The organism is Streptomyces sp. NBC_00459 (assembly GCF_036013955.1).
GTDB lineage: Bacteria > Actinomycetota > Actinomycetes > Streptomycetales > Streptomycetaceae > Streptomyces.
Window position 1 is genome coordinate 2665626 of record NZ_CP107903.1, and the last position, 18146, is coordinate 2683771.

At 70.6% G+C, this 18146-nt stretch carries 18 protein-coding genes; 10 read left to right on the forward strand and 8 right to left on the reverse strand.

The features are described from left to right. The first annotated feature begins 20 nt into the window (after nt 1-20). Complete coding sequence (locus tag OHN74_RS11695; RefSeq protein ID WP_327694497.1) at nt 21-1388, forward strand: sensor histidine kinase; 1368 nt, start codon at nt 21-23, stop codon at nt 1386-1388. Nucleotides 1389-1393: 5 nt separating this feature from the next. Next, on the forward strand, nt 1394-2026 hold the full coding sequence (locus OHN74_RS11700) for a response regulator transcription factor (protein WP_327700078.1): 633 nt from the start codon (nt 1394-1396) through the stop codon (nt 2024-2026). A 120-nt stretch (nt 2027-2146) separates the two neighbouring features. On the opposite strand, the gene OHN74_RS11705 is transcribed toward OHN74_RS11700, so the two are convergent. Then, nucleotides 2147-2965, reverse strand: coding sequence for a hypothetical protein (locus OHN74_RS11705; RefSeq protein WP_327694498.1), 819 nt, complete (start codon nt 2963-2965; stop codon nt 2147-2149). Nucleotides 2966-2994: 29 nt separating this feature from the next. Then, nucleotides 2995-3540, reverse strand: coding sequence for a SigE family RNA polymerase sigma factor (locus tag OHN74_RS11710; protein WP_327694499.1), 546 nt, complete (start codon nt 3538-3540; stop codon nt 2995-2997). A 224-nt stretch (nt 3541-3764) separates the two neighbouring features. Here OHN74_RS11710 and OHN74_RS11715 point away from each other — a divergent pair, with 224 nt between their 5' ends. The 6 genes from OHN74_RS11715 to OHN74_RS11740 all read left to right on the forward strand — a co-directional run bounded on the left by OHN74_RS11715 (nt 3765) and on the right by OHN74_RS11740 (nt 9744). Further along, nucleotides 3765-5504: an MFS transporter gene (locus OHN74_RS11715; protein WP_327694500.1), complete on the forward strand. Its 1740-nt coding sequence runs from the start codon at nt 3765-3767 to the stop codon at nt 5502-5504. Between the two features lie 170 nt (nt 5505-5674). After that, nucleotides 5675-6328: a class I SAM-dependent methyltransferase gene (locus OHN74_RS11720; protein WP_327694501.1), complete on the forward strand. Its 654-nt coding sequence runs from the start codon at nt 5675-5677 to the stop codon at nt 6326-6328. A 22-nt stretch (nt 6329-6350) separates the two neighbouring features. Continuing rightward, nucleotides 6351-7268 carry an N-acetylmuramoyl-L-alanine amidase gene (locus OHN74_RS11725; RefSeq protein WP_327694502.1) on the forward strand — a complete coding sequence of 306 codons (918 nt, stop codon included), beginning with the start codon at nt 6351-6353 and terminating at the stop codon, nt 7266-7268. 149 nt (nt 7269-7417) lie between these two features. Next, nucleotides 7418-8260 (forward strand): hypothetical protein, encoded by an 843-nt coding sequence (locus OHN74_RS11730; RefSeq protein WP_327694503.1) that lies wholly within the window; start codon nt 7418-7420, stop codon nt 8258-8260. 110 nt (nt 8261-8370) lie between these two features. Continuing rightward, complete coding sequence (locus OHN74_RS11735; RefSeq protein ID WP_327694504.1) at nt 8371-9381, forward strand: LLM class F420-dependent oxidoreductase; 1011 nt, start codon at nt 8371-8373, stop codon at nt 9379-9381. A 69-nt stretch (nt 9382-9450) separates the two neighbouring features. Beyond that, complete coding sequence (locus tag OHN74_RS11740) at nt 9451-9744, forward strand: hypothetical protein (RefSeq protein ID WP_327694505.1); 294 nt, start codon at nt 9451-9453, stop codon at nt 9742-9744. Nucleotides 9745-9778: 34 nt separating this feature from the next. Here OHN74_RS11740 and OHN74_RS11745 read toward each other — a convergent pair whose 3' ends face one another. The 3 genes from OHN74_RS11745 to OHN74_RS11755 are packed head-to-tail and all read right to left on the reverse strand — an operon-like array spanning nt 9779 to nt 13013. Further along, nucleotides 9779-10849, reverse strand: coding sequence for a prenyltransferase (locus OHN74_RS11745; RefSeq protein WP_327694506.1), 1071 nt, complete (start codon nt 10847-10849; stop codon nt 9779-9781). After that, nucleotides 10846-11601 carry a class I SAM-dependent methyltransferase gene (locus OHN74_RS11750; RefSeq protein ID WP_327694507.1) on the reverse strand — a complete coding sequence of 252 codons (756 nt, stop codon included), beginning with the start codon at nt 11599-11601 and terminating at the stop codon, nt 10846-10848. The genes OHN74_RS11745 and OHN74_RS11750 overlap by 4 nt, the downstream gene beginning before the upstream one ends. After that, the gene (locus OHN74_RS11755) at nt 11595-13013 is read right to left on the reverse strand and encodes a glycosyltransferase family 4 protein (RefSeq protein ID WP_327694508.1); all 1419 of its coding nucleotides are present in this window, start codon (nt 13011-13013) and stop codon (nt 11595-11597) included. The genes OHN74_RS11750 and OHN74_RS11755 overlap by 7 nt, the downstream gene beginning before the upstream one ends. 263 nt (nt 13014-13276) lie before the next feature. On the opposite strand from OHN74_RS11755, the gene OHN74_RS11760 reads away from it, so the two are divergent. After that, entirely contained in the window at nt 13277-14038 is a 762-nt protein-coding gene (locus OHN74_RS11760; protein WP_443060374.1) for a TetR family transcriptional regulator, read from the forward strand. 377 nt (nt 14039-14415) lie between these two features. Here OHN74_RS11760 and OHN74_RS11765 read toward each other — a convergent pair whose 3' ends face one another. Next, on the reverse strand, nt 14416-14649 hold the full coding sequence (locus OHN74_RS11765; RefSeq protein ID WP_327694509.1) for a ferredoxin: 234 nt from the start codon (nt 14647-14649) through the stop codon (nt 14416-14418). Between the two features lie 5 nt (nt 14650-14654). Beyond that, nucleotides 14655-16112 carry an aldehyde dehydrogenase gene (locus OHN74_RS11770; protein WP_327694510.1) on the reverse strand — a complete coding sequence of 486 codons (1458 nt, stop codon included), beginning with the start codon at nt 16110-16112 and terminating at the stop codon, nt 14655-14657. Nucleotides 16113-16301: 189 nt separating this feature from the next. Here OHN74_RS11770 and OHN74_RS11775 point away from each other — a divergent pair, with 189 nt between their 5' ends. Further along, nucleotides 16302-17339 (forward strand): MBL fold metallo-hydrolase, encoded by a 1038-nt coding sequence (locus OHN74_RS11775; protein ID WP_327694511.1) that lies wholly within the window; start codon nt 16302-16304, stop codon nt 17337-17339. Nucleotides 17340-17384: 45 nt separating this feature from the next. On the opposite strand, the gene OHN74_RS11780 is transcribed toward OHN74_RS11775, so the two are convergent. After that, nucleotides 17385-18065, reverse strand: a complete 681-nt coding sequence (locus tag OHN74_RS11780; RefSeq protein ID WP_327694512.1) for a phosphotransferase — start codon at nt 18063-18065, stop codon at nt 17385-17387. Nucleotides 18066-18146: the final 81 nt, after the last annotated feature.

An 18146-nucleotide genomic window follows, 5' to 3' on the forward strand; every position in this document is an offset into this window, starting at 1 on the left:
CGCTTCGTACGCTGTCGTCCATGTTCTGGATGCGAGAGGCCGCCTGCCAGGTGAGCGAGTGGCGGGCCGAGCGGGCGCGCTGGCGGTCGGACATGGCGCGGTACAAGGCCGCTCGGCGGGCCGCGCGGAAGTCGGGCGAACGGATGCCGGAGGACCCGGGCCCGCCGCCCACCGGATTCGCCCTGCTGCCCTGGCTGCTGATGGGCATGGGCTCCTTCTCCAACCTCCTCCAGGGCCGGACCCCGCTGCCCTGGATCGGCGCGATGGGCCTGCTCACCTTCAACTCCCTCTACATCTACGTCACGTTCCGCGCCTTCGCGAAGACGACGCGGGACGCCAGGTCGACGCGGGTGGCGCTCGTCGTCATGGGCGCGGTGACCTGCGCGCTGGCGATCGTCTACGGAGGCAGCTGGCTGTACTTCTTCCCGCTGCTCGGGCTGGCCACGGGCGCGGTGATGCGGGGCCCGTGGCTGGGCCGCACCGGACTCGCGCTCACCGCCCTCGCGGCGACGGTCTCCTCGGTCCGGGAGGGCTGGGACGCGCTGAACGTGGCGTACGGGACGTTCCTGTCCACCATGGTGACGGCGGCGATCCTGTCCCTGACCGAGGCCGTACGTGAACTGCGGGCGGCGCGTGAGGAGTTGGCGCGCCGCGCGGTCGAGGAGGAACGGCTGCGGTTCTCCCGCGACCTGCACGACCTGCTGGGCCACACCCTGTCGGTGATCGTGGTGAAGTCGGAGGCGGCCCGGCGGCTGGCGCCCCGGAACATGGACGCGGCCCTGCTCCAGATCACGGACATCGAGTCGGTGGGCCGCCAGGCCCTGACGGAGATCCGCGAGGCGGTGACCGGCTACCGGCAGGGCAGCCTGGCCACGGAACTGGACCGGGCGGACTCCGTCCTGACGGCGGCGGCCGTCACCCCGGTGATCCACCGCTCGGGCCCGCCCCTGCCGTCGCCGACGGAGGCGCTGCTGGGGTGGGTGGTACGGGAGGCGGTCACGAACGTCCTCAGGCACAGCGGAGCCACCCGCTGCGAGATCACGGTGGAAGGTTCGGGGCTGGAGGGCGCGAGGGAACGGGTGCGGCTGACAGTCGCGGACAACGGGACCGGTGTGACGCCGCCCGCGGGGCCGGCGCAGCCAGGTATCGGCGGCACGGGACTCAAGGGGCTGACGGAGCGCCTCGCGGCAGCAGGAGGCTCACTGTCGGCGGGCCCGATGCCCCGGGGCGGGTTCCTGGTGACGGCCGAACTGCCCGACCTGGCGACCGAAACGCCTCCCATCGCTTCCCCGGCCTCCACATCGCTTCCCTCCGCCTCTCCGGCCTCCACATCTCCGGCCTCTTCTTCCCAGGTCGATCCCGGTATCCGCCCTACCCTTACCCCGTGAACGAGATGCCCCGGGATCACCGTCCCTCGAAGTCCATCAGGGTCCTCCTCGCCGAGGACCAGCAGATGATGCGGGGCGCTCTCGCCCTGTTGCTCGGGATGGAGCCGGACATCGAGGTCGTCGCCCAGGTCGCGACCGGTGACGCCATCGTCGACGCGGTGCTGCTGCGCCGGCCGGACGTGGCGCTCCTCGACATCGAGCTGCCCGGCATGAGCGGGCTGGACGCCGCCGCTCAGCTCCGCGACGAGGCCCCGGACTGCCGGGTGCTGATCCTGACCACCTTCGGGCGCCCCGGTTATCTGCGCCGCGCCATGGAGGCGGGGGCCGCCGGTTTCCTCGTCAAGGACGGGCCCGTGGAGGAGTTGGCGGCGGCGATCCGCCGGGTGCTGACCGGGGAGACGGTCATCGACCCGGCACTTGCCGCGGCTGCGCTCAGCGCCGGGCCCAATCCGCTGACGGCGCGGGAGTGCGAGGTGCTGAACGCTTCGGCGGACGGGGCGACGGTCTCCGATGTCGCCGGCAAGCTGCATCTCTCCGAGTCGACGGTCCGCAACTATCTGTCGGCGGCCATCGGGAAGACGGGGACCCGCAATCGGATGGAGGCGGTGAGGGAGGCACGGCAGCAGGGGTGGCTGTAGGCGTCCGGTCCGGTGGTTCTCGCCCCCGCCGCCCCTACCCGTCCCGTCCTCGGGGCTCCGTCTCCGAACACACCCGTGCCCCAGAGGCGCCCCGACAGGGCCCAGACACGCTGAACGGCCTCACCTGGTGACCTTCACCGACTTGAATCCCTTCGCCGTCCCATCCGCCGCCACGCACACGAACCAAGCCGCCTGTGACCCCTTCACCTTCCTGAACACCGGCTCGTGGAAAGTCCGCTCGAAACTCACCAGGTACCTGCGGATGACCCTTGTCGTGCCGTCGTCCCCAGTGCAGGTGACTTCCCGGGCCGTTGAGGCCACCTTGCCGATCACCAGGCCGTTCGGGGCGCCTGGCCGGCCGGAGGCCTCCGGCACCAAGGGGATCGTGACCGATTCAAGATCCGTACCGGCCATCGCGTCGGTCTTGTCGAACCGACCCAGCATGACCGTTGTCCGCGTATCGCCGGCGACGTGACTGACGAAGAACGAGCCTTTCCCTACCAGGTCCTTGGGGATCTTCGCGTCCGGCGGCTTCACTCCGAGCTCGGTCATGGCTTTGAACTGGCGCACCGCCTCCGCCTCGTTCCGCGGCGCTCCCCAGATGCCGACGCTGACCCACCACTCCACCTCTCGGACCTCACCCTTCGCGATCGTGGTCCGCTGAGGCACGTACACGTGCCGCTGAGCTGCGGTCGAGGGCCCGACCGCCACATGGGTCACCTTGTCGCCGCCGCCCCCGCCGATCCCCGCCAGCGCCATCGTCCCCGTCGACCCGGCGATCACCAGGGCCGCCGCCGACGCCACCGCCCAGCGCCGGGCCCTGCGGCGTCGGCCGCCGCGGACCACCGCCTGGTAGGGGGCTATGCCGATCTCGACCTCGTCCGCCGCGCCGGCCAGCAGAAAGGTGATGTCCGCGTGTGCGGTTTCCCCATATGCCATGTTCTGGTTCGTCTCCCGGTCCACGCTCATCACTTCCGCCCTCCGTGTGTCACCGTCTCCACCAGGCCCGGTATGGCGCGGAGTTTCGCGATCCCCCTGGCCGCGCTGCTCTTCACCGCGCCCACCGAGCAGCCCATCGCCTGTGCGGCCTGCGTCTCGGTCAGGTCCTCCCAGTACCGCAGCACCACCGCTTCCCGCTGCCGGGGCGGCAACTGGGCCAGCGCCTTGAGCAGCGCCCCGCGGTCGTCGGCCCTGGCGATGTGGTCGCCGGTGTCGGGCAGCTCGCGCGCCGGCCCCTCGTCGTCCCTCGGCGCCAGGAACTCCTTGAGCCGCCTGCGGTGCTTGCGGGCGTGCGCGTTGATCATCATGCGCCGCACATACGCATCCGGGTCATCGGCCGAACCGACTCTCCGCCAGGCCACATAGACCTGTTCCAGCGTCGACTGGACCAGGTCCTCCGCCGCGTGCTGCTCCCCCGTGAGCAGAAACGCCGTACGCAGCAGCCGTGGCCAGCGGCCGACGACGAAGCTCTGGAACTCCTCGTCCCGAGCCGTCTTCCGATCCCGTTCCCCCATGAGCACCTCCTAGATGTTCAAAGGAGTCCATGAGCCGCCCGAACCGTTGCCCCGGTCCCAGAACATTTTCCGCACCCGGACAGGAGGGCAGTCGTGACGGCAGATCAGATTCCCATCAGCAGGTCAAGGATCAGTTAGTACGCCAAAACATCGGAATAGTTGCCCAGGCACACAGGTTCATCTCACACGTACCCCTGCCCGGACCCGCCTGGAGGCCCCACCCCATGACGCACACGACGACCGACCGGACCACCGGAGACACCGGTGGAACCGGCAGAACGGGCGGGGCCATAGTCCCGGTGCTCGCCTTCGCGGGCATCGTTGTCGCGGTCATGCAGACCCTGCTCGTCCCCGTCATCAAGGACCTCCCCCAGCTGCTGAGCACCTCGCCCAGCAACGCCACCTGGGTGCTGACCTCGACGCTTCTCTCCGGAGCCGTGGCCACGCCGATCATGGGGCGGCTCGGCGACCTGTACGGCAAGCGGCGCATGCTGATCACCAGCCTCTCCGTGATGGTCGTCGGCGCCCTCGTCAGCGCGCTCACCAGCGACCTGCTGACCATGATCGCGGGCCGTACGCTCCAGGGCTTCGCCATGGGTGCCATCCCCCTCGGCATCGGCCTGATGCGCGACATGCTGCCCCGCGAGAAGCTCCCCTCGGCGATGGCCCTGATGAGCTCCTCCATCGGCGTCGGCGGCGGCCTCGCCCTCCCGCTCGCCGCGTTGATCGCCCAGCACTCCGACTGGCACGCCCTCTTCTACGGCGCCGCCGGCCTCGGCGCCCTCGCCATCGCCCTCACCCTGCTCGTCGTACCCGAGTCCGACATGCGCGCCGAGGGCACCTTCGACGTACTCGGGGCCATCGGACTCTCCGTCGGCCTCGTCCTCTTCCTCCTCCCGATCACCAAGGGCAGCGACTGGGGCTGGACCTCCGCCACCACGCTCGGCCTGTTCGGCGCGTCCGCCGTCGTACTCGTCCTGTGGGGCGTGCTGGAGCTGCGTCTGAAGGCCCCGCTGGTGGACCTGCGCACCACCGCCCGGCCCGCCGTCCTCTTCACCAACCTCGCCTCGATCATGGTCGGCGTCTCCTTCTACGTCGTCTCGCTCGTCCTGCCCCAGCTCCTCCAGCTGCCCACCTCCACCGGCTACGGCCTCGGCCAGTCCATGGTCATGGCAGGCCTGATCGTGGCGCCGCTCGGCCTGACGATGATGTTCACGGCCCCCGTCTACGCCCGTCTCTCCGCCAAGTACGGCCCCAAGGTCACCCTGATCCTCGGTCTGCTGATCATCGCGATCGGCTACGGCGCCGGCCTCGGCCTGATGAGCGCCGCGTGGCAGTCCCTGGTCATCGCTGTCGTCCTGGGCGCGGGCATCGGGCTCGCCTACTCCTCGCTCCCCGCCCTGATCGTCGGCGCGGTCCCGGCCTCCGAGACCGGCGCGGCCAACGGCCTCAACACCCTCATGCGGTCCATCGGTACGTCCGTGTCGAGCGCCGTCGTCGGCATGGTGCTCGCCAACACCGCGGACCATGTGGGCGGCGTCGCGATCCCCACGATGCACGGGTTCCGGGTCTCCTTCCTGATCGCCACGGGCGCGGTCGTGGTCGGGCTGCTGCTCGCCCTGTTCCTGCCGGGGCGGCGCCCGGCGAACAAGCCGCAGCTGCGCGCGAGCAGCGAAGAGGTCGCCGCGCTCGACTCCGGGTTCCGTGGGCGGGTGCTGGGTGCGGATGGCAGTCCGGTCGCCCGTGCCAAGGTCACGTTGATCGACCGGCGGGGGCGTCAGGCGGGCGCCACCTTGTCGGGGGATGACGGCAGCTACGCGCTTGCTGTCCCGGCGCAGGGTGCGTATGTCCTGGCCGCGCGGGCCTCCGGCCATGGGCCGCTTGCGTCGTCCGCGACCCATGCGGGTGTCGGCGGGACGGTCGATGTCGACCTGTCCCTGCCTGGGGAGACTGTCAGCGCGTAGGCGCTGCGCTCGCCGGGGGCGGGTGCGGGTGCGTTTTGGGCTGCGGGCCCGCCGTGGCCGGTCGCGCAGTTCCCCGCGCCCCTGTGCACTCACCCCCCGTCGTCCGGTCACCCGGGTTGTACGGCAGCATGAGGCTCCCGCACGCTCGTACGACCGAAAGGTAGGACCCCATGACCGTGGCAGCGCCCAAGCCCGAGATTCTGGCCGCTTTCGAGGCTGCCAAGGGGTTCATGCCCGCCGGTGAGGGACTCGCGCTGTACGGGGCCGCCGTGGAGGCGGGAGCGCTCGGGCTGCCGTTGCTGGAGGTCGGTACGTACTGCGGGCGTTCCACGATCCTGCTCGCCGACGCGGCCCGCGCGGCCGGGGTCATCGCGGTCACCGTCGATCATCACCGGGGCAGCGAGGAGCAGCAGCCGGGGTGGGACTACCACGACCCGGAGACCGTCGACCCGGAACTCGGTGTCATGGACACCCTTCCGCTCTTCCGGCGCACCCTGAACACCTCCGGGCTGGAGGACCACGTGATCGCGGTCGTCGGGCGTTCGCCGCAGGTGGCGCGGATCTGGAACTCGCCGCTCGGGCTCGTCTTCATCGACGGCGGGCACACCGACGAGCACGCCACCGCCGACTACGAGGGCTGGGCCCCGCACGTCGCCGAGGGCGGCCTCCTCCTCATCCACGACGTCTTCCCCGACCCCGAGGACGAGTTCACCGGCCAGGCGCCCTACCGCGTCTACCTCCGCGCCCTCGCCTCCGGCGCCTTCACCGAGATCTCCGCGACCGACTCGCTGCGCGTCCTGCGGCGAACGGGAGCCGGAGTCTGAGGCCCCGGTTAGAGTCGCTGTCGTGTCCTACGCAGGCCCCGGCTTCGAGCCGCCCCAGCCCCCTCGTTCCTCTCTGCGCCGTCCGCTGGCCGTCGCCCTCGCCGTGCTGGTGCTGGGCGGGACCGGCGGGTGGTTCGTCTGGGGGGCCGTCGCCGACGACGGAGGTGATCGCACGAGGCAGCTCGAGTCCGGCGGCTATACGCCCTTGTCGCCGATCGAACCGCCGGCCCTGGCCACGCCCGGCCAACCCGCGACTCCCCTGGCGGGCAAGGTCGTCGTCATCGACCCCGGACACAATCCCGGGAACTTCAAGCACCCGGCGGAGATCGCCCGCAAGGTGAACATCGGTACGAACTCGAAGGAGTGCGACACCACCGGTACCGCCACCAACAGCGGTTACACGGAGGCCGAGTTCACCCTCGATGTCGCGCGGCGGCTGCGGACGGTCCTCGAACAGCAGGGCGCCACCGTGAAGTTCACGCAGGACGGCGACCGCTCCGACTACGCCTTCGGGCCCTGCGTCGACGAGCGCGCCCGGATCGGGAACGCCGCGCACGCCGACGCCGTCGTCTCCATCCATGCCGACGGGAGCACTCAGGGCAACCGCGGGTTCCATGTGATCCTGCCGGGGTCGGTGCACGAAGGGGCCGCGGACACCCGGCCGATCGTCGCCTCCTCCCGGCTGCTCGGCGAGGACATCAAAGCCGGATTCATCAGCGCGACGGGCTCCGCGCCCTCCAACTACATCGGTGGCGGTACCGGCCTGGACACCCGCACGGACCTCGGCGGTCTCAATCTGTCAACGGTTCCGAAGGTGTTCATCGAGTGCGGCAACATGCGCGACAGCAAGGACGCCGCCCTTCTGACCAGCGGGACTTGGCGCCAGGAGGCCGCACAGGGGATCTCCGAGGGAATCGTGAGTTTTCTGCGCGGGTCGTGATCAACGTGTGCATCCCGGCGGACAGTCCGCTCGGGCGGACGATAATGTCGTGCCCCTACGCACGATCGATTGACGGCCGACCGAATTCGGACGGCCGACCGACCGAATGACGACGACGACACGACCTACGAAGGACCTGAGGACCTGAAGTGAATATCCGCTCCCTCACTCGAGGCGACGGCGTGGTGATCGGAGCAGCGGTGTTGCTGTTCATCGCGTCGTTCCTCGACATCTACTCCGTCGACGGCGCCACGGGCCTCGACATGCCGAGCGCCTGGGCCAGTGGACCGGTCCTGCTGGGCGTCGTCCTCGCGGGCCTCATCGGTGCCGCGCTCGTCGTGGTGTCGCACGGTCTGCCGCAGGTGCCCAAGGTCGCGGGCATCGAGCTCGGCCAGTTCGGTGTCGCCTTCACCGTCTTCGCCGCCTGGAGCGCGCTGGGCAACGTCTTCGACCCGGCGGGCGGTGCCAACAACGTCGGCGAGAGCGCCAGTTCGGGGCCGGACGCCGGCACCGGCCTGATCCTCTCCCTGGTCGCCACGGTCCTGATGGCCGCCGCCGCGGTCGCCACCCCACTGGTCCCGGCCCTCAAGGTCGCCCTGGTCGGCGCTCCCAAGCCGCCCGCCCCGCAGCCGTACGGCGGAGGCGGTCAGCCCTACCCCGGTGGCCAGCCCCAGGGCAGCTACGGCTACCCGGGCGCCGACGCTCAGCAGCAGCCGTACGGCGGCCAGCCGCAGACCGGTCAGCCCTTCGGCGCCGGCGCGGGTCAGCCGCAGCAGACGCAGCCGCCGGCCCCGGACTTCTCCCCGTTCTGGTTCGCCGTACCGGTGCCGCGTCCACTGTTCGCGGAGGACGGTTCCCCGACGCCGATCGCCGAACTGGCCCCCGGTACCTGGTACCTGGCCGTCGAGCAGCGCGGCCAGGGTCTCATCGCCCAGACGCAGGACGGCCGCCGGGGCATCCTCCAGGACACCTCCGGCATCCAGCGCGGATAACACCGTCTGCGGGATACCCGTGCTGCGGCCCCTTGCCCTTCCGGGCGAGGGGCCGTTGTCGTACAGTCGCGGCCGGCGCTCTACATCTGACGGACCGTCAGGAGGCAGGTATGCGGCTCGGTCTCGCGCTCGGCTACTGGGGTCGTGGCCCCTCCCCGCACCACGTACCGCTCGCCCAGGAGGCCGAACGGCTCGGCTACGACTCCGTGTGGACCGCCGAGTCCTGGGGCTCGGACGCGTTCACCCCGCTGACCTGGATCGCGGCACAGACCTCAAGGATCAAGCTGGGTACGGCGGTTGCCCAGATGGCGGCCCGCTCGCCGACGACCACCGCGATGCACGCCCTCACCCTCGACCATCTCTCCGGCGGACGTGTCATGCTCGGGCTCGGGCTGTCCGGCCCGCAGGTCGTCGAGGGCTGGTACGGGCGCCCGTTCCCGAAGTCGCCGCTCACCGCGACCCGGGAGTACGTGGACGTCGTACGCCAGGTCCTCAGGCGCGAGGCCCCCGTTGAGCTGGATGGGCGCTTCCACCCGCTGCCGTACGCCGGGCCGGACGGTACGGGAATCGGCAAGCCGCTGAAGTCGATCACCCATCCCCTGCGCGCCGAACTCCCCGTCCTGCTCGGTGCGGAGGGGCCGAAGAACATCGCCCAGACGGCCCGTATCGCCGACGGCTGGCTGCCCCTGTACTGGTCCCCGCTGCGGGCCGAGGCGTACGAGGAGCCACTGAGGGGGGCCAGGGAAGGGTTCCTGGTCGCGCCCATGGCGCAGGCCCGCGTCTGCGCCGACGTCTCCGAAGGGCTGCTGCCCGTCAAGACGATGCTCGGCTTCTACATCGGCGGGATGGGGCACGCGGCCCGCAACTTCCACGCCGATCTGATGGCACGCATGGGGTACGAGGAGGAGGCCCGACGGATCCAGGAGCTCTTCCTGGCCGGTCGGCGCGAGGAGGCCGTGCTCGCCGTGCCGGACGCCTTCGCCGACGAGATCTCACTCGTCGGACCGCGTGAACGCATCGCGGAGCGGCTGGAGTTGTGGCGCAAGGGGCCGGTGACGGACCTGCTCGTCCTCTCCCCCGACCCGCACACCCTGCGCGTGCTCGCCGAACTCAACTCCTGACGGCAGGCCACGTGGGGCCGACGGCAGGTCAGTTGGTTTCAACCGGGGTTTCGGGGCAACCCGAAGGGCATGTCCTCAGCATATCGCCGTGGTAACAACCAGGCCGGGACGGTCATCGCGATCGTCGCCGACATCATGGCCGTCATCCTCGGCCTCTGGATCCTGATGTATCTGCTGGACGCCAACCGCGCGAACGACTTCGTGCAGGTCGTCCATGACGCGGCCTCCTGGCTGGCGGGCTGGTCGCGCGATCTGTTCACGTTCGACGAGCAGTGGGCGCGGGTCGTCGCCGGGTACGGACTGGCCGCCATCGTCTACCTGTTCGTGGGCCACGCGATCGCCAACCGCGTCAACCGTCACTGAGCACCGGCGGGCGGCAGGCCCTCGACACCCCCGGCTACTGGCAGCAGTCGGGGTCCAGCCCCGTCGGCAGCAGCTCGCCGCCGAACACCGTGCAGGTCGCCTCGTGGCCGCCGAGTGCGGCGACCGCGAGGAGCAGTGAACCCGCCGTCCAGGTGGTGAGTTCGCGCGGCCAGATCGCCTTCGCGTCGAACACGTACCCCGTCCAGTAGAGGCCGCTGTCCGCGTCGCGCAGATGCTGGATGGACTGGAGGATCTCCAGGGCCCGGTCGGACTCGCCCACCACCCAGAGCGCCAGGGCGAGTTCGGCCGACTCACCGCCCGTCACCCACGGGTTGGGCACGACACAGCGCACCCCGAGCCCGGGGACGACGAAGCGCTCCCAGCCCTCCTCGATACGGGACTTGGCCTCCGCGCCCGTCAACGCGCCGCCCAGGACCGGGTAGTACCAGTCCATCGAGTATCGGCCCTTGTCGAGGAACCGCTCGGGGTGCCGGCGGATCGCGTGCCGCAGCGCGCCCACCGCCAACTCCCAGTCGGGCTGCGGCTCTTCGCGTTCCTCGGCGATGGCGAGCGCGCAGCGCAGCGCATGGTGGACGGACGAACTGCCGGTCAGCAGACCGTCCTTGACGTCCGTGCCGTCGTCCTCGCGCTTCCACCCGATCTCACCGCCGGGCTGCTGCAACTGGAGGACGAACTCGACAGCCGCGAAAACGGTCGGCCACATCCGGTCCAGGAAGGCGTCGTCGCCGGTGGAGAGGTAGTGATGCCAGACACCGACGGCTATGTAGGCGGCGAAGTTGGTCTCCCGGCCCCGGTCGGTGACGGCGTCCGCGTCCCCGTCGGCGTACGCGGCGTACCAGGAGCCGTCCTGGACCTGGTGGGCGGCCAGCCACAGGTACGCCCGCTCGGCGGCCTCGTGCTCGCCTGCCGCGTCCAGGGCCATCGCTGCCTCGGTGTGGTCCCAGGGATCGAGATGGTGTCCCCGGAACCACGGAATGGCCCCGTCCTCCCGCTGCTCCGCGAGGATCCCACGGACGGTGAGGGCGGCCTCCTCGGCGGTGAGGACCCCGGGCAGGACGAGGTGTTCTGTCCGGGGGGTCGTCACTTCGCGGCCACCTCGGCTTCGGACTTGGAAAGGATCGGGAGGTGCGGCTTGGTCGCGTAGGCGACGAAGCTCTTGCCGATCAGCGGGTTCAGCGCCTGCTCGGCGACCCGGGTGACCAGCGGCTTCTTCATGATGTCCCAGACCAGCAGCTTGTGGTATGCGCGGACCGGCAGCACCTTGTCGTTGTCCACGCCGAACGCGCACTTCAGCCACCAGTACGGGGAGTGCAGGGCGTGGGCGTGGTGCGTGCCGTAGGGGTTCAGTCCCGCCTCGCTGATCTTCGCGAGCAGCTCGTCCGCCTTGTAGATGCGGATGTGGCCGCCCTCGACCTCGTGATAGGCGTCGGAGAGGGACCAGCAGACCTTCTCGGGCCCGTAGCGCGGCACGGTGATCGCGATCCGGCCGCCGGGCTTCAACACCCGGACCATCTCCGCGAGTACGCCCTTGTCGTCCGGGATGTGCTCCATGACCTCGGAGATGATCACGACGTCGAAGGACTCGTCGGGGAACGGCAGCGCCAGGGCGTTGCCCTCCATGGCCGTCGCGGTCGCCCCCGCGGGTGCCTCGCCCGCCTCCTTCATCGCGGCGAACCACTTGGCGACCTCGCGGATCTCCTCACCGTTCTGGTCGAGCGCCACGACCTGGGCGCCGCGCCGGTAGCACTCGAACGCGTGCCGGCCGGCTCCGCAGCCGAGGTCCAGTACGCGGTCGCCCGGGGCGAGCGGGAACCGGGTGAAGTCGACGGTCAGCACGAAGTCCTGCTTTCGCGGTCGGGGGTCACGTTGGGGGTGTGCGTCGGCACGGACTTGCGTGCGGGCGCCGAACGGGCGATCGCCTCGCGGTAGTGGGCTGCCGTGCCCTCCGCGGCCCGGGCCCAGGTGAAACGGGTCAGTACGCGCTCGCGGCCGGCCCGGCCCAGGCGCGCCCTCAGCTCCGGGTCGGCGAGGAGGGTGGCCAGGGCGGTGGCCAGCGCTCCCGGGTCGCCCGGTGGGACCGCCAGACAGGTTTCGCCGTCGGGGCCGGCCACCTCCGGGATCGCTCCGCCGGTGGTGGCGACCAGGGGCGTACCGGTGGCCATCGCCTCGGCCGCCGGCAGGGAGAAGCCCTCGTACAGGGACGGTACGCAGGCGATCTCCGCCGAGCGCACCAGGTCGACGAGTTCCGCGTCCGAGATGCCCTTCACGAACTCGACGGCGCCTTCGAGGCCGTACCGCTCGATGGCCTGGGCGACGGGTCCGTCCTCGGCGCGCTTGCCGACGACCACGAGGTGGGCGCCGGGGTGTTCCGTACGTACCTTCGCCAGCGCCTCGACGAGGAACACCAGCCCCTTGAGGGGAACGTCCGCGCTGGACGTGGTCACGATGCGGCCCGGTACCTGACGGACCGCCGGGTCGGGCGAGAAGAGGTCGGTGTCCGCGCCGATGTGCACGACGTGGATGCGCTCGTCCCGTACGCCGAGATGGTCGACGATCTCCTGGCGCGACGTACCCGAGACGGTGAGCACCGACGGCAGACGGCGTGCCACGCGCTTCTGCATGCGGGTGAAGCCGTACCAGCGCCGTACGGACATCCGGCGGCGCATGTCGTCGGCCGCGTCCAGCTCCAACTGCCGGTCCACGGTGATGGGGTGGTGGATGGTGGTGACGAGCGGGGCGCCGATGTCACCCAACAGGCCGTACCCGAGTGTCTGGTTGTCGTGCACGACGTCGAACTCTCCGCTGCGGGACCGGAGTTGGCGGCGGGCACGGAGGGAGAAGGTGAGTGGTTCGGGGAAGCCGCCGGTCCACATGGTGGCGACTTCGAGCGCGTCGATCCAGTCGCGGTACTCGTCGCGCGCCGGAGTGCGGAAGGGGTCCGGCTGCCGGTACAGGTCGAGGCTGGGCAGCTCGGTGAGGACGGGGTCGGGACCGGAGGCGGAACCGGCTTCGGCCCCGTCACGGCCGGCGCGGCCGTCGAGTACGTCCAGCACGGGGTACGGCTGGGAGCCGATGACCTCGACGCGGTGACCGAGCCGGGCGAGTTCGCGCGACAGATGGCGTACGTAGACGCCCTGACCGCCGCAGAACGGGTTCCCCTTATAGGTCAGAAGTGCGATGTTGAGCGGTCGTTCGCCGTCCGCTGCAGGATCCCCCGGAGGGCCTGCCTCGCTGGCCTCGGCCGTCACTCCTGGCCCCCTTCTCCCCACGGTTTCCCGCGAGACTACGACGGGACGCTAATCTAGAACAAGTTTCAGACTTGATCGTTCAGGAGGCTCCGAATCTACCGGCAGGTACCTCGGCTGTGAGCGGTGGATCAGGTGATTCGCGCCACGGCGGCCGCAAGACTCCGACGTGCCATGCTGACTGTTTGCTGACATACGACTGCCCGATCGCCGCATGATCGCCGTCCGATCATCTCGCGATCACCGACTGTCACGGAACGGGACCCATGCCTGCCGACGCGAAGGTGGAAGCACACACGGCGCGACCGAGTTCGCCGTCCGGTTCGACATCCGGTTCTGCGTCCAGGCCCGGGGCTGTGTCCGGTTCCGGGGTCACGTCCGGTTCCGGTTCGCTGCCGGCCGCGCTGCCGCCGTCCGCTCCGCTCACCGAGCGGCAGGAGGCCCGGCGGCGGCGGATCCTGCACGCGAGCGCCCAGTTGGCGAGCCGGGGCGGTTTCGACGCGGTGCAGATGCGGGAGGTCGCGGAGTCCTCTCAGGTCGCGCTCGGCACGCTCTACCGGTACTTCCCGTCCAAGGTTCATCTGCTGGTCGCCACCATGCAGGACCAGTTGGAACACATGCACGGCACGCTGCGCAAGAAGCCGCCGACGGGCGAGACGGCCGCGGAGCGGGTGGCGGAGACCCTGATGCGCGCCTTCCGCGCCCTTCAGCGTGAGCCGCATCTGGCGGACGCGATGGTGCGGGCGCTGACGTTCGCGGACCGCAGCGTTTCGCCGGAGGTCGACCAGGTGTCCCGTCAGACGACGGCGATCATCCTGGACTCGATGGGTCTGGGCGACCCGGGGCAGGGGCACCCGACGCCCGAGCAGCTCTCGGCGGTCCGTGTCATCGAGCACACCTGGCACTCGGCGCTGATCACCTGGCTGTCGGGCCGTGCCTCGATCGCCCAGGTGAAGATCGACATCGAGACGGTGTGCCGGTTGATCGACCTGACGGATCCCTCCGGGGAGGGCGGCTCCGCCGGCTGACCGGCCGGGGGCGAGGGTTCTCGCCCCCGCCGCCCCTACCCGTCCCATCCCTCCCCCAGAGGGGGGACCCCCACTGGGGGCTGCGCCCCCAGACCCCCCTTCGCGCTGAACGCGCTCGTCCTCAAACGCCGGACGGGCTGGATGGTGCCGCCCGGCGCTGTCTGGGCCGCCCTCGCCGCAGGAGCGGTGGAGCCTGGTGGGTGGGAGACAAGGCCTGTGCGGCACCGGCGTCGCCGATCGGAGCCGGGCCGCACCGAGGTGGTTCGAGGGTTCCCGGCAAACGGACCGAGACGGGCGGGTGGGTGGGAAACAAGAGCCGGGCTGTACCAACCTCGCCCTCAGACACCGGACGCGCTGAACAACCCGCCCCCACCCCCTCACTCCTCCGGCGGAAACACCGGCTCCCCACCCCCCAGCAGCGTGATCATGATCGCCTCCACCGGACAGTTCTCCGCCGCCGCCAACACCGTCTCGTTCGCGTCCGTGTCCGGTTCGACCGGGTGGGACTGCATCCCGGTGTCGAGGCGGAAACCGTCCGGGGCCCGGTGGACGCACTGGGCCGAGCCGATGCACAGCGAGCGGTCGACCTCCACGTGCCAGCGGTCGCCCATGGCCCCTACCCCTCCCAGCCGGCCGGGAGGTGGATCATCTTGTGCTCCAGGTACTCGCCGAACCCCTCGGGCCCGAACTCCCGCCCCAGCCCCGAGTTCTTGTAACCGCCGAACGGGCCGAGCATGTCGAGGCTGAAGGTGTTCACCGAGTACGTACCGGTACGGACCTGGCGCGCGACGTCGATGCCGCGCGCGACGTCGGCCGTCCACACGCTGCCGGAGAGCCCGTAGTCGGAGTCGTTCGCGATCTTCACCGCCTCGGACTCGTCGCCGTACGGGATCAGGCAGATGACCGGGCCGAAGATCTCCTCGCGGGCGATGCGCATCGAGTTGTCCACGTCCCCGAAGAGGGTCGGTTCGACGTACCAGCCGCGGTCGAGGCCGGCCGGGCGTCCGCCACCGGTGAGGATCTTCGCGCCCTCCTCCTGGCCGATGCGGATGTAGTCGAGGTTGCGCTGCTGCTGCCGCTTCGCGACCAGCGGGCCGACCTGGGTAGCCGGGTCGAGCGGGTCGCCGACCACCAGCGCGCCAGCGGCTTCGGTGAAGGCGTCCGCGAACTCGTCGTAGCGGGAGCGTGGGAGCAGGATGCGGGTCTGGGCCACGCACGCCTGCCCGTTGTTCATCCAGGCGGCGGAGGCGATGCCGGGGACTGCGGTGTCGAGGTCGGCGTCGGGCAGGACGACGGCGGCCGACTTCCCGCCCAACTCCAGCGTCACGCGGGTGAGATGACGGGCGGCGACCTCCATCACCCGCCTGCCCGCGGCGACCGAGCCGGTGAAGGAGACCTTGTCGATGCCGGGGTGTCCGACGAGGTACTCGCTGACCTCACGGTCGGCCGGGAGGATGGAGAGGACGCCGGGCGGCAGTCCGGCCTCCCTCGTTATCTCCCCGAGGATGTACGAGTCGAGGGGCGACTCGGGCGACGGCTTCAGGATCACCGTGCAGCCCGCGAGCAGCGCGGGCGCGAGCTTGGCCGCCGCGGTGAACTGCGGGACGTTCCAGGGGACCACGGCGGCGACGACGCCCACCGGTTCGCGCCGGACGAGGATGCGGCCGAGGACTCCGTCGCGCGACTCCTCGTACGTGAAGTCGCGGGCGACCGTGATCGCCGCGTCCCACACCATCATCGCGCCGAGGGCCTGGGCGAGGACGCTCCAGGAGTACGGGGAGCCGTTCTCGGAGGAGATGACGCGGCCTATCTCCTCGTACCGTGCGGCGATCCCGTCCTTGATGCGGGTGACGACGGCGATCCGCTCGTCGAGGGTCATCCGCGGCCAGGGCCCCTCGTCGAAGGCGGTGCGCGCGACGGCGACGGCCCGGTCGACGTCGGCCGTCGAGGCGTGCGGCACACGGCCGAAGACCTCTTCGGTGTGCGGGGAGATGACCTCGATGACGTCCTTGCCGAGGGGGTCGGTCAACTCCCCGCCTATGAACAGCTGTCCGTGTTCCACGAGCTCGGTCATGGCCGACTGCCTCTCGCCGACTGCCTCTCCGGGTACCGTCTCTGACGGATCGTCAGATAGATACGGAGACAGTTACCAGTTCCGCTCCGAGGAGTCCACAGCTCTCGCACCACTACGAAGTAAGTGACTCGGGCTCCCATTGAAACTGGTTCTAGTTATAGTTGCAGGCAGCCGGCCACAGGGGAGCCCATGACACAGGCGTCGACACAGGTGAGCGATCACGGCGGGGGCGTACGGTCCCTCCGGGTCCCCATTCCTAACAATCCCCTCGGATACACGCTGGTGTACGTCGTCGACACCGACAGCGGACCGGTGCTCATCGACACGGGGTGGGACGACCCGCTGTCCTGGGACGCGCTCGCCGAGGGCCTGTCGGCGTGCGGCACGTCGACGGGGGAGATCCACGGCATGGTGATCACCCACCACCACCCGGACCACCACGGCCTGTCCGGCCAGGTCCGCGAGGTGTCCGGGGCGTGGATCGCGATGCACGAGGCCGACATCTCCCTCGTACGGCGGACGCGCGACAACCGTGCCGACCGCTGGTTCTCGTACATGACCGCGAAGCTGGCGGCGGCCGGTGCCCCCGCCGACCATGTGGCGACCCTGACCAGGACCCCCGTCGGCATCCTGCCCAGCTTCTCGCCGGCGCTCCCCGACCGCGAGATCGTCCCCGGTGAACTCCTCGACCTCCCGGGCCGCCGGCTGCGCGCGATCTGGACACCGGGCCACACCCCGGGCCACGTCTGCCTCCATCTGGAGGAGGCCCACCCGGCCCGGCTCCCCGGCAACGGCCGCCTGTTCTCCGGCGACCACCTGCTGCCCGGGATCACCCCGCACATCGGCCTGTACGAGGATCCGGACGACGCGACGGTCGCCGACCCGCTCGGCGACTACCTCGACTCCCTGGAGCGCATCGGCCGCCTGGCTCCGGCCGAGGTGCTCCCGGCACACCGCCACGCCTTCCCCGACGCGACCGTCCGCGTTCAGGAACTCCTCGACCACCACGACGACCGCCTCGCCGGCCTCCGCTCCCTCCTCACCACTCCCCTCACCCCCTGGCAACTGGCGGAACGCATGGAGTGGAACCGCCCCTGGTCCGAAATCCCCCCGGGATCACGGAACATCGCGGTCTCGGAGGCCGAGGCCCATGTACGCCGCCTGGTCAAACTGGGTCAGGCCGAGGCTGTGACCGGCAGCGAGCCGGTGACGTACGTGGCCGTGTGACGCGCGGCCGGATCGACCCCGCCCGACCCACCCCACGGGCGGGCTTCACGGCAGCAGCGTACGGATCAACCCCTCTGCCGCTCCGAGCAGTTCGACCTCGTCCCGGCTCATCGTCGGGTTCGCCGCGCGCCGCCTGCGCGCCTCCGGCAGACCCTCCGCCGTCCGGCCCGCCTCCGGCACGGCGGACGGGGCTGTCAGCAGAGCGGTCAGCATCGCACGGGCCGGTTCGGCCAAGGGATCCACGGATACCGCGACCTGGGCCAGGATCACGGCGGACATCGCCCGGTCCAGGCCCGGCGCCCCTTCCTCCGAGTTGGCCCAGTCGATGACCCGGGGGCCGTCGGGAGTGAGGATCACGTTCTCCGGATGCAGGTCGAGGTGGAGGACGCGGGTCCCGGGTTCGGCGGCCGGGTCCAGGGGCGGGACGCCGTGCAGACCGCGCAGGAGCGTCGCCAGCAGCTCGCCGCTCTCGCGCGCGTCCAGCAGGCCCGCACCGAACGCCTCCAGCATCGTCGGGCCGGACAGCCGTTCCAGGACCAGGTCGGTCCGAGTCGCCGTGCGCACCTCGGGCACCGGGTATCCGTGGCCGCGTACGTGCTCCATGACCGCCGCCTCGGCCACCGCGTCGCCGTATCCGTCCCGGTAGCGGCGCAGCACCCACGTCGGCTCGTCGAGTTCGTAGACATCGGCGGTGCGCCCCGAGCCGAGCAGTCTCCCCATCAGCATTTGATGAACATATCCGGGCCGCCTTCGAGAGCCAGGTCACTTCCGAGGTGCCCGGCGCGTGAAGCGGCCCACAGGACGCAG